Below are 12,567 nucleotides of genomic sequence, written 5' to 3' on the forward strand. Positions count from 1 at the left end.
AAAAGATAAGAAGATGAAAAAAAATAAATATATATATGCTTTTCTCCTGTTGTTCGGAGCAACAAGTTGTGCAGATATGCTGGACCGCTTTCCACTCGATGCTTTAGCGCCAGAGACCTATTATAATGATGAACAGGAACTGAGGAGTGCAACGAATAATTTTTATGGGTTGTTTCCGGGAGCTCCTTCCGGTTATGGTGAAAGTGAAGATGTAGTGTGCATATTCACTCTTCCGGAAGCGGTGGTAGGGTCGCGTACCATTCCTACTTCCGGAGGTGGATGGGATTGGGGATATCTGCGTAACATCAATTTCTACCTGGCGCATTCCCATCGTTGTCCGGATACGGCCATACGGGAAAGATATGATGGCATTGCCCGCTTTTTCAGAGCTTATTTCTATTTTGAAAAAGTAAAGCGTTTCGGGGATGTGCCCTGGCATGAGAAGGCAATGGCCTCGGATGATACCGATCTGACAAAACCACGTGATTCCAGAGTATTTGTTGTAGAAAAGATATTGGAGGATATTGATTATGCTATTGCACATATATCCGATAAGGCTGAGTTGTATAGAGTGACCAAATGGACAGCAATGGCTTTGAAGTCGAGAATTTGTCTCTTTGAAGGTACTTATCGCAAATATCATGGTATACCCGGTTATGAGGCACTTTTGGATCAATGTATCGCTGTATCGGAAGAGTTTATCACAAGTAGTCCTTATTCCATTTATAAAGGAGGTGAAAAACCATATCGCGATTTATTTTCTTCGATGAATGCCATTGCGCAGGAGGTTATTCTGGCAAGAGACTATGATTTGGGTAAAGCTGTTGTCCATGAAGCTAATTATAATACGATGGCATCTACCTACGGACGTCCCGGAATGAATAAGAAAGTGGTGAATAGCTATCTGATGACTGATGGAAGTCGTTTTACTGATAAAGCCGGATATGAAACGATGCAGTATTATGATGAAATGCAGAACCGCGATCCACGTTTGACACAGACCGTGGTAGGACCCGGATATACCCGTATTAATAGTACTACGGTAGAGTCACCCAACTTTAACTCCTCTACTACCGGCTATCAGATTATAAAATGGGTGACCGATGCCAGTGGAGACGGATACATGAAATCTTCAAACGATTATATCCTGTTCAGGGCAGCAGAAGTTTATCTCAATTTTGCTGAAGCAAAAGCCGAAAGAGGTACACTGACTCAGAATGATCTGAATATTTCGGTTAAAAAGATTCGTGACCGGGTGGGAATGCCTAATATAGATATGGCGGCAGCTAATGCCAATCCGGATCCTTATCTCAGTAATGTGGAAACAGGATATGCAAATGTAACCGGAGCGAATAAGGGAGTAATCCTTGAAATACGACGTGAACGTACGGTTGAACTTATTCTTGAAGGCTTTCGCTACTATGATGTGATGAGGTGGAAAGAAGGTAAAATCTTTGAGCAACCTTATCTGGGCATGTATTTCCCCGGATTGAACCAGGGAGAAGGGGAGAACCGCTTCGATGTATTCGACATGAATGACGGTACTCTGCTGGATAAAGACAAAGTGGATATCTGTATTTATACCGGAAAGAAACCCTCGGGAGCAGCTGTGAAAAACATTCGTAAGTTCTATAAACTGGGTGATGAGTTCCGTTTTACAGACGGATTGAAAGGAAATATTATAGTACACGATGTAAAGGATGAACCTCGTAAATGGAGGGAGGACAGGGATTATTTATATCCTATACCCACTCAGGAAAGAGTACTGAGTAATGGAAACATAACACAGAATCCGAACTGGGAAGACGGACTCAGCTTTTAAATAAAAAAGGGGGGCCGTTCAAAAAGCCCCCACATCTAAATATGAAATAATTGTTTAACACTTAATTATTTGACTTATGAAAAGTATTACTTTGATTGGAAAGCGGGTATTTGCTATTGCTACATTTGCCTGGTGTGCTACAACTGTATTTGCACAGGAACAAATCTGGAATTTCAATGCGGAAGAAGTTGCTGATTATGCCGCATTCTTTAAACAACCTTCTGCTATTGAAGGAAAATGCAACGCAGAAGCAATGGGGATTGATATTAATCGGGAAGGCTTTTCCTGGAGTGATATGAATACCTGGAAAAATACAGAGGGGAATATCTGGAGATCTTATTCTGCTACCTATGCGGAAACTATATTCGGAATTTGCGTAAATGCTGCTGCTCCTTTTAATGGAAGAACGAGTAGTTTGTCATGGACTAATTCAGAAGGAGATAACAAATGGTATCCTGTTTTGCCTGCTGTGAAAAACCTGAAAGGAAAATTTGTATTGAGAGATTGCAAGGCTTCGGTTGTACATATCTCAAACACTCAGATGGATACGGTAAAAATAGCTATGAATAATGGAGAAAATGACTGTTATTTACACATCAGACGTAATCCTTTTGTGAAACAGATTGACCTGAGTGGTTCTACCGGAAAATGCCGTCAACTTGCCGGGTATAAAAATATTCTATCGGATGAAACAGCTTTTGTTTGTACGGATTGTCGGAAGACTGAATTTTTGGATTGGCTGTTAAATCTGGAAGACAATTGCTACTCTTATTCTACACTGCCTTTACACCCTGCTACAGGTAAAGTATTGGGAAGTGGTTATAAATCTCAGTGGAACACAGCAGGTGGTTTTCCTGTAGGTGTGAAAAACGATAAAGGCGAATATGAGATAGAAGTAGATGAAGATATTGACTTGTCCGGAGAATATGATGTAATGGGGAAACTAACCACATTTACCTGGAAAAATGAAGATGGTGATATTATCACACCGACATCAGCAGATGCAAATGGATGGTTTAGCTTCGGAGATGAATGTGTGGGTAAAGTATATCGTTGTGAAATGCAGAATGCAACGTATCCCGAGCTTGCTCTGAATACAGTGTGGGTAAAGGTTGTAAAGAATTATTCTACAGGAGTGAACACGTCTCAAAGAGAATTGATAACAGTAGGACCCAACCCGGTTGATGAAGTGATTTATGTATCAGCGCCGGATGTTCAGCGCATTGATATCTATTCTACTACAGGTGCATGTGTAAGAAGTGTGAAAGGGGTACAACAGGTGAATGTAGCAGATCTTACTTCTGGTTTGTATTTTGTGAAGGTAATTACATCTGCGGATGAAACATTGGTGAAGATTATCAAGAAATAATTTTATTAAAGTAACTCTTAACGGCTGGCAGAAGGTATATATTCTTCTGCCGGTTGTTGAAAACCGCAAAGCACTATGAGAAAGTATATATTCTTTGGAACTTTTTTATGGATATGTCTGCAATTGTCAGCCCAGACTTATCCCAAGGATAATAATGTAATCAGAATCCTGACATATAACACTCATTATTGTAAGGGAGGAACTGATCCCGGTAATATTAACGATGGCAATACGCGGTTACTGGCTTCGGTGATTAAGACACTGGATGCGGATGTGGTTGCTCTACAGGAGCTTGATAGCGCAGCAAATAGCCGGGGTAAACGATATTTGTTGGAGCAGATAGCCCAGGCAACCGGGCTCGATTATACTCCGGTGTATGGAGCTGCATCCAAATGGGATGGAGGCAGTGTGGGATGTGGCAGCCTGATAAAGAAATCTTTTTCCGTGAATAAGATAAAAAAGATTGCATTGCCGGGAGATGAACCACGGATAGCAGTGAGGACCGATCTTGATAAATTTGTTTTTATAAGTACTCATGGAGATTTGAATGATAGCAAACGCATACAAGGAGCTAATATTATTAATAATGAATTGGATTATATTCGTAAACCGGTTTTCCTGGCAGGCGATTTGAATGATTGTCACCGGTGGGGAAACGGAGGAATAGCATTTCCTATTTATATGCAGAAATTTGAGATAGTAAGTGATACTGAAGGCAATACAGTCTGGAATGGAGTGCATGGAAATGAAGGAGCCGATCAGGGACTGATTGATTATGTTCTTTTCCACGATTATGGTAATTCTGAAATACAGGTACAACAAACTCATATTGTACGTACTATTGAAATAAATGGAGCTACGGTTGATCTGAAAAACGTTTCGGATCATTATCCTGTCTTTATTGATATAACACTCCCCGGTTATACGAGTATCACGAATATAGAAAAGGGAGAAGATTTTTATATATGCTTTAACTCTGCTGATGCCACTCTTTACGTAAGAGGAGAAAAAGAAGAGGTGAATCGTGTAGAAATCTATTCATTGACCGGACAAAAGGTGATAGACGTAAATGGTGAGATAATTAATTCTGTGAATCTGTCAAATCAGCCCGAAGGAGTATACATTGTCAAAGTTTCCTCTACCAGGAAATGCGTGATACGAAAAATCGTAAAAAATTAATCTTAATATATAAACCAGTTATAATATAACCTATGATCGTCATGTTACGAAAACTATTTTTTGTCGGAGCTGCTTTGCTGTTATCTGTCTGTGTGAGTGCTCAGAATTATAATAAAGAAAAAGGTGCCATACGTCTGCTGACTTACAATACTCATTATTGTAAAGGAGCTACAGATCCGGGTGAGTTGACCAAGGATAATATTGAGAAGCTTGGTAAAGTGATAAAGGCTTTGGATGCGGATGTGGTTGCTTTGCAAGAGTTAGACAGTGCTTCGATACATAGAGGCAACCGTTATCTGTTGAAAGAAATAGCAGATGCTACCGGTATGGAATATGTACCTTATTATGGCAATGCGGCTCCGTTTGACGGAGGTAGTATAGGTTGTGGAGTATTGGTAAAGAATACACTGCCCGTTAAGGGGATACAGGTCATTCATTTACCAGGTGATGAAACCCGGGCAGCGGTAGTAGTGGAATTGAAAAATTTTATATTTATAGGTACACACTCAGACCTGAATGACGAAAAGCGTAGGGAAGGAGCTCAAATAGTTTGCGATTGGATCGGGAAAAAAAGTAAACCGGTATTTCTTGCCGGTGACTTGAATGATTCTCATCGCTGGCCCAATGGCGGTGTTTCATTCCCGGTGTGGATAAAGTACTTTGATATTATTAGTGATACTACAGGAAATTCTATCCCGGGACGAACAGACTCCGGAGCTCTAATTGATTATGTCCTGTTGCTGAAAAACAGAAAGGCTTCAAAAGTAAAAGTTCTCCGGACGCACATTTTACGTACTGTTTCTGTGGATGGCAAGAGTGTGGATACAGCTACTGTGTCCGATCATTATCCCGTTTTTGTAGATGTGAAGTTCTAAAAATAATAGTTGTCCGATAGCAGTGTCTCTCCCCCTTACGAGTAAAAATATCTCGTAGAGACACTTGCATGATCTTAATTAATTAAAATATATGCTGATGCGAAGAATCCTCTTACTCTTTTTTACATCCATGGTAATGTATGGATGTTCAATGTCTACTGAATCTGATCAATCTGTTAGTGAATTAGCTGAACGGTTATTACCGGACAATAATTCTTCTTCCTTCGTCTTCGAGAAGCTTTCTTCGGATTCCGACTTCTTTGAATTGGAGCAGGCTGCAGATGATAGAATTATCATCAGGGGGAATAATGGTGTATCTATAGCGCGGGGATTGAATCATTATTTGAGGAATTATTGCCACAAATCGGTTTCGTGGTGTGGCAATAACTTATCAGAGTTACCTGTACCCTTGCCACCAGTTAGAGAAAAAGTGAGAGTTACGGCTTCTTTTCCCTATCGTTATTATCTGAATTACTGTACATACAGTTATTCCATGGCTTTTTGGGATTGGGAACAATGGGAGAAAGAGATAGACAGAATGGCACTTCAAGGTATCAATATGCCGCTGATGGCTGTGTATAGTCAGTATGCGGTATGGCAGAATACATTGCGGAGATTAAACTTCAGTGAAGATGATATACGTAAGTTTTTGCCGGGAGCAGGTTATGAAGCCTGGTGGTTAATGGGAAATCTTGAAGGTTTTGGTGGTCCGGTAACTCCGGAATTTATAGCACGACAGACCGATTTGCAGCAGAAGATGTTGAAGCGAATGAGGGAGTTGGGAATGAAGCCCGTGTTTCAGGGATTCTATGGTATGGTTCCGAATGCATTGAAAGAAAAATTTCCTGATGCCCGCATTAAAGATCAGGGGATATGGGGTACTTACCAACGGCCTGCATTTTTGGATCCTACCGATCCGCTTTTTGATAAACTTGCTGCTATCTATTATGAAGAGCAAAAGAATCTATTCGGTGAAGCACAGTTTTTTGGTGGAGACCCTTTTCATGAGGGAGGAACCTCTGAGGGAATTAATGTGAAACTTGCTGCGCAAAAGATATTGCAGGCTATGCGAAAAGTAAATCCGCAGGCTGTGTGGGTATTGCAGGGATGGCAACACAATCCGGTAAAAGAGTTAATGGAAGGCTTGAAGCCCGGTGAAACCATTATTCTGGATTTGATGGCTTGCGAACGCCCCCAATGGGGGGGAGTTAAAACTTCCATGTTTCACAAGCCGGAAGGACATTGGAATCATCAATGGATATGGTGTGCTCTGCCCAATTTCGGAGGAAAAACAGGATTGCATGGTAAGATGAGTAGTTATGCGTCAGGACCTGTCTTTGCCAAACACCATCCGATGGGGAAAAACATATGTGGTATTGGCACGGCTCCCGAAGGAATAGGGACCATCCCGGTTGTCTATGATATGGTGTATGATATGGCCTGGCGAACGGACAGCATTCATATTCCTCAATGGCTTGACAATTACACTTATTATCGGTATGGAACAGAGGATAACAATTGTAACAGGGCCTGGAAATTATTATCCGAAACAATCTACGAATGTCATAATGAGTTGGGAGGTCCTGTAGAGTCTTATATCTGTGCCCGTCCTTCTGATACCATTCAGCATGTATCTACCTGGGGAAATGCCGTGATGTTTTATGATCCGATGAAGGTGGTAAAAGCATGGGATCTTCTTTATCAATCGCGTAAGAGATTTAATCATTCGGATACGTATGAATACGATTTAACGGATGTCACTCGTCAGGTTTTGTCCGATTATGCCAAATATCTGCATGAGAGAATGGTGCTGGCATTTCAGAAAAAAGACAAAGAACGTTTTATGGAATATAGTGGCAAGTTCTTGAATATTATAAAGGATGAAGACCGGTTGCTATCTACGCGTAAGGAGTTTATGTTGGGTACGTGGCTGGCAGAAGCAGAAAAGGCAGGGGGGACACCGGAAGAAAAGAGACGCTTTGTTACCAATGCCAAGAGGCTGATTACGACCTGGACGGATACTGATTCGGATTTGCACGACTATGCTAACAAAGAATGGAGTGGGTTATTGATCGATTTTTACCTTCCTCGCTGGGAGGCTTATGTGACATACAAAACCAGTTTGCTATATGGAAAGAAACTGCCGTATCCGGATTATTCCAAAATGGAACAGGAATGGGTACTTACCAATTCAACTTATCTTTCGCGGGTGAATCCTGAAGGAACCATAGCCGTTGTTGAAGATTTATATAAACGTTACCATACCGAAATAGAACAAAATTATCAGAAAAATTGAAAAACAAGTATATGATGATAAAAATGAGTATATCCCGGTTGTTATTTTGCAGTAGTTTATTTCTGTCGGGAATATCTGTGTTTGCTCAGGAACTTCCTTATAAGCAACCCAACCTGCCCATAGAGGAGAGAGTGAATGATCTTTTAAGTCGTATGACTCTGGAAGAGAAGGTTGCACAGATCAGACATATCCATTCCTGGAATATATTCAATGGACAAACATTGGATACAGAGAAACTGAAAGCCTTTTCTAAAGGAATGAGTTGGGGATTTGTAGAGGGTTTTCCGCTTACAGGTACAAATTGCCGGAAAAATATGCAATTAATACAGAGGTTTATGGTAGAGAATACCCGGCTTGGTATACCTGTATTTACAGTTGCGGAGTCGTTGCATGGTTCTGTACATGAAGGCTCTGTTATCTATCCTCAGAATGTGTCCCTTGGTAGTACGTTCTCTCCGGAACTGGCCTATCGTAAAGCTGCAATGATAACGAAAGATCTGCATGCCCAGGGGATGCACCAGGTACTGGCTCCTTGCATTGACGTAGTACGCGATTTACGCTGGGGGCGTGTGGAGGAATCTTTTGGAGAGGACCCGATTCTTTGTGGTCTGTTTGGAATTGCAGAGGTAAAGGGATATATGGATAATGGCATTTCGCCAATGCTGAAACATTACGGACCACACGGTAACCCACTTAGTGGTTTGAACCTGGCTTCTGTAGAATGCGGGCTCCGTGATTTACACGAGGTATATCTTAAACCTTTTGAAATGGTGATTCAGCATACGCCTGTTCTGGCGGTAATGTCTACCTATAATTCATGGAACCGTATTCCTAATTCTGCTTCTCATTATTTATTAACTGAGGTACTTCGTAATCAGTTTGGATTTAAGGGATATGTATATTCTGATTGGGGAGCGATTGAAATGTTGAAAACATTGCATTATACAGCCCATAATTCGGAAGAAGCAGCCATGCAGGCTTTTACTGCCGGACTTGACGTAGAAGCTTCCAGTAACTGCTATCCGCTATTGGCTGATCTTATTAAAGAAGGTAAACTGGATGAAGAGATTCTGAATGAATCTGTCCGCCGGGTATTGTATGTGAAGTTTAAAATGGGGCTTTTTGAAGATCCTTATGGTGAACAATACGCTCATTGCAAAATGCATCCGCAGGAAGGAGTGCAGCTTTCAAAAGAGATAGCAGACGAATCTGTAGTATTACTGAAAAATGAAAACGGACTTTTGCCACTAAATGCCGAAAAGTTGAAATCGGTAGCAGTAATCGGACCTAATGCCGACCAGGTGCAATTCGGTGATTATACATGGAGCCGTAATAATAAAGACGGAGTGACTCCATTGGCTGGAATCAGGCAGTTGTTGGGGGACAAAGTAACGGTGCGTTATGAAAAAGGGTGTAGTCTGGTCTCTCTGGACACCAGTGGGATAAAGAAGGCGGTTGAGGTAGCCCGGCAAAGTGAGGTAGCCATTGTTTTTTGTGGTAGTGCCAGTGCCGCTTTGGCTCGTGATTATAAAAGTTCCACTTGCGGAGAGGGATTTGACTTAAATGACTTGAACCTAACCGGAGCACAGAGCCAGTTGATAAAAGAGGTTTATGAAACCGGAACACCTGTAGTGCTGGTCTTAGTAACCGGTAAACCTTTTACTATTTCCTGGGAAAAGAGACATATACCAGCCATTCTGACTCAATGGTATGCAGGAGAACAAGCCGGAAATTCGATTGCTGATATCCTTTTTGGCAAAATTTCTCCTTCGGGCAGGCTTACTTTTTCTTTCCCACAGAGTACGGGACATTTGCCTGTTTATTATGACTATCTTCCTTCTGACAAAGGTTTTTATAAAAATCCCGGAAGTTATGAAACTCCGGGGAGAGATTATGTTTTCTCCAGTCCCGATCCTTTGTGGGCCTTTGGGCATGGGCTTACTTATACATCCTTTGTATACAAGTCTATGGAAACGGATAAGGAACACTATGATCCTACTGACACGATATATGTAAAAGTAGATATAAAAAATACAGGGAAGAGGGATGGAAAGGAAGTGGTTCAATTGTATGTACGTGATAAAGTGAGTACGGTGGTCACTCCTGTTAAGCAGCTTCGTGATTTTGAAAAGGTATTGGTTGAGGCTGGAAGTACCCGGACTGTCCGGTTGAAAGTTGCCGTGAAAGATTTGTATATTGTTGATGCCGGAAACAGGAGGATAGTTGAACCCGGCGAGTTCGAACTGCAGGTAGGAACTGCTTCTGACAACATCCTTCAAAGAAAAACGGTGATAGTAGGTGATTTTGAACGTTCGGTTTCTGCTGAAGGTATGAAAGTAGCTAAAAGTAGCAAGAATATTTCTATTCATGGTGAGGTACGTGATGTACAGGCTACTCTGATTGGTGGTGTGAACATCTATGCCGGGAGTTCGGGAAAACTATTAGGACAGAGTGATGATAAAGGACAGTATCGGATTGATGCGGGAAACCATGAGATTTTGGTTTTTAGGAAAAAAGGATACCAATCTTTGGAAGTTCCTGTAGACAATTTAGGAATTATCAATGTCCGTATCAATTATGGAGAAAATTAAATGAATTGTTATTATCAATAAAACTTGGAATATATGCGAATTAAATCTTTTTATCTGATACTCTTTGTCTTGGTGACATTATTCTCCTGTGAGAACAAAAATGAAGTGAAATCTTACAATGAAGGGCTTCATATTGTACCCAAGCCTAAAATGATAGAGCAACAAACCGGTGAATTTACATTAACATCTCAAACTACTTTTGTTACTGATAATGATACTCTAAAAACGGTTGCCGGCTATTTTGCGGAAAAGATGCAGCACTCTACCGGACACCGTCCTGATATTGTGAAAGAAGCAAAAGATAACTGTATCCGGTTGACTCTGGATCCTGCTTTAAGTATGAAGGACGAGGGATATAAGCTCATTGTTACTCCCCGTGAAATCTCTGTTCAGGCAAAGTCTGCGCACGGTATCTTCTATGGTATGCAGACTGTAATGCAACTTCTGCCTGCAGAGATTGAAAGTGAAGAACCGGTGAAAGATGTTGCATGGACACTTCCTTGTGTTGTAATAGAAGATGAACCGGCTTATCCTTATCGGGGAATGATGCTTGATGTTAGCCGGCACTTTCATGATGTGGATTTTGTGAAAAAGCAATTGGACGTGATGGCAATGTTTAAGATAAATCGTTTCCATTGGCACCTTACGAATGATCATTTGTGGACGATTGAAATAAAGAAATATCCAAAACTTACTGAAATAGGTTCTGTCCGTCACAATGCCGATGGTACCATTCATCAAGGTTACTATACACAGGAACAAATAAAAGAGGTAGTGGCTTATGCTGCCGAGCGGTTTATTACTGTTATCCCGGAAGTAGAGTTGCCGGGGCATGCCTTGGCTGCTTTGACTGCTTATCCGGAGTTGTCCTGTACCGGAGGTCCTTTTCAGCTTAGAAACAAATGGGGAGTAGAGGAAAATGTGTATTGTGCGGGTAATGAACAGACCTTTAAATTTCTTGAAGATGTATTGGAAGAGGTCATTCCTTTGTTTCCGGGGAAATACTTCCATATCGGAGGAGATGAATGCCCGAAAGTGAAATGGAATGCTTGTCCGAAATGTCAGAAACGCATACGGGATGAGAAGTTGAAAGATGCACATGGACTACAAAGTTATTTTGTACATCGTATTGAGAAAGTACTTCTTGAACACGGAAAGAGTATGATAGGCTGGGATGAGATTCTTGAAGGAGGTTTGGCTCCTACGGCCACGGTGATGTCATGGCGTGGAGAAGAGGGAGGAATAGAAGCCGCCTCCATGGGACATGATGTCATTATGACTCCTGCCAAATGGTTGTATATTGATTTTGGACAGGGTAATATTGAGGTAGAACCTATTGCGATTAATTTTACAACACTATTGAGCAAGACATATAACTATAATCCTACTTCAGAGAAAATACCGGCAGATTTGCGTTCTCATGTTCTGGGCGCCCAGGGTAATATGTGGACGGAATATGCAACTACTCTGGATTATACCGAATACCTGCTTTATCCCAGAATACTGGCAGTAGCCGAACTGACCTGGACTCCTTTGGAGAAGAAGGATTATGCCTCTTTTGAACGCAGGTTAAATAATCAGTTGGTACGTCTGGATGAACATCATATCAATTATCATATTCCACTGCCGGAAGGTCCGATGGCAGATCGTGTTGCTATTGTCGGAACAGATACACTGAGCTTTTCGAACAGTCGTAATCTGCCAATGGTCTATACACTGGATGGAAGTGAACCAACGATACACTCGACAGTTTACAATGACCCTATTATTGTCAGTGATAATCAGGTGATACGTATTGCTACTCTTTTGCCTTCGGGTAAGATGAGCAGAACCCGGGTGATTGAAGTAGTGAAAGAAGATTTACTTCCGGCATACAAAGATGATACGAAAACCGGCATACAGTTGGCACATGCCGATGGAGATTTTTATTATGTAAAGGATACAGAAAATGCTGTATGGAAAGAGTCTAAGACAGTGACGGATTTCGAATTAAAGCCGGTTTTGGAAGATAAAGGGGCATTTTGTTATTCAGGATATTTTGAGGTTCCCTGTGATGGAGTCTATTATCTGTCAACCGAAATGGATGAACTTCAGGTAGACGGGAAAGTTGTATTGAGCAATGATGGCAAGCTGATACGTCATTCTCATAGCCGTACTTCCCTTGCTTTGCAGCAAGGAAAACATGCATTCCGTCTGTTGTTTATTAATAATAATATCGGAGGGTATCCCCGTGTGTGGAATAATAAAGGTTTTATTATAGGACAAAAAGGTGAAGAGTTGAAATTACCGGTTTCATTTACACATTGAGTGTGAGTTGTTTTTAGGATAATAAAAGAGAGCTACTTTTTTCAATCGGGATAAAAGTAGCTCTTTCTTTATAAATCTTTATTTAGAGGCATCCTTTTTCTGAGAATAATTTTATTCCTTTGCAGAAA

At 41.1% G+C, this 12,567-nt stretch carries 7 protein-coding genes; all 7 read left to right on the forward strand.

Annotated elements, in window-relative coordinates; all coding sequences use genetic code 11:
• Positions 1-13 precede the first annotated feature (13 nt).
• A complete protein-coding gene (locus VCM39_RS05490) occupies positions 14-1,822 on the forward strand; it encodes a RagB/SusD family nutrient uptake outer membrane protein (protein WP_221650783.1) in 1,809 nt (602 codons plus the stop codon).
• Positions 1,823-1,898: 76 nt separating this feature from the next.
• Positions 1,899-3,191, forward strand: a complete 1,293-nt coding sequence (locus tag VCM39_RS05495) for a T9SS type A sorting domain-containing protein (protein ID WP_289292356.1) — start codon at positions 1,899-1,901, stop codon at positions 3,189-3,191.
• Positions 3,192-3,266: 75 nt separating this feature from the next.
• Entirely contained in the window at positions 3,267-4,370 is a 1,104-nt protein-coding gene (locus VCM39_RS05500) for an endonuclease/exonuclease/phosphatase family protein (protein WP_322933266.1), read from the forward strand.
• A 41-nt stretch (positions 4,371-4,411) separates the two neighbouring features.
• The gene (locus VCM39_RS05505) at positions 4,412-5,245 is read left to right on the forward strand and encodes an endonuclease/exonuclease/phosphatase family protein (protein WP_322933267.1); all 834 of its coding nucleotides are present in this window, start codon (positions 4,412-4,414) and stop codon (positions 5,243-5,245) included.
• A gap of 97 nt (positions 5,246-5,342) precedes the next feature.
• Complete coding sequence (locus VCM39_RS05510; protein ID WP_322933268.1) at positions 5,343-7,541, forward strand: alpha-N-acetylglucosaminidase; 2,199 nt, start codon at positions 5,343-5,345, stop codon at positions 7,539-7,541.
• 11 nt (positions 7,542-7,552) lie between these two features.
• A complete protein-coding gene (locus tag VCM39_RS05515; protein ID WP_322933269.1) occupies positions 7,553-10,132 on the forward strand; it encodes a glycoside hydrolase family 3 C-terminal domain-containing protein in 2,580 nt (859 codons plus the stop codon).
• A 33-nt stretch (positions 10,133-10,165) separates the two neighbouring features.
• The gene (locus VCM39_RS05520; protein WP_322933270.1) at positions 10,166-12,439 is read left to right on the forward strand and encodes a family 20 glycosylhydrolase; all 2,274 of its coding nucleotides are present in this window, start codon (positions 10,166-10,168) and stop codon (positions 12,437-12,439) included.
• Positions 12,440-12,567: the final 128 nt, after the last annotated feature.

Origin of the sequence: Bacteroides mucinivorans (assembly GCF_034654355.2) — a bacterium.
In the GTDB taxonomy this organism is placed as follows: Bacteria; Bacteroidota; Bacteroidia; order Bacteroidales; family Bacteroidaceae; genus Bacteroides; species Bacteroides nordii.

Bases quoted from the DNA above. Each gene is read 5' to 3' on its own strand.
- VCM39_RS05520 (WP_322933270.1), top strand. From the start codon at position 10,166: ATGCGAATTAAATCTTTTTATCTGATACTCTTTGTCTTGGTGACATTA.
- VCM39_RS05495 (WP_289292356.1), top strand. From the start codon at position 1,899: ATGAAAAGTATTACTTTGATTGGAAAGCGGGTATTTGCTATTGCTACA.
- VCM39_RS05515 (WP_322933269.1), top strand. From the start codon at position 7,553: ATGATGATAAAAATGAGTATATCCCGGTTGTTATTTTGCAGTAGTTTA.
- VCM39_RS05505 (WP_322933267.1), top strand. From the start codon at position 4,412: ATGTTACGAAAACTATTTTTTGTCGGAGCTGCTTTGCTGTTATCTGTC.
- VCM39_RS05510 (WP_322933268.1), top strand. From the start codon at position 5,343: ATGCGAAGAATCCTCTTACTCTTTTTTACATCCATGGTAATGTATGGA.
- VCM39_RS05500 (WP_322933266.1), top strand. From the start codon at position 3,267: ATGAGAAAGTATATATTCTTTGGAACTTTTTTATGGATATGTCTGCAA.
- VCM39_RS05490 (WP_221650783.1), top strand. From the start codon at position 14: ATGAAAAAAAATAAATATATATATGCTTTTCTCCTGTTGTTCGGAGCA.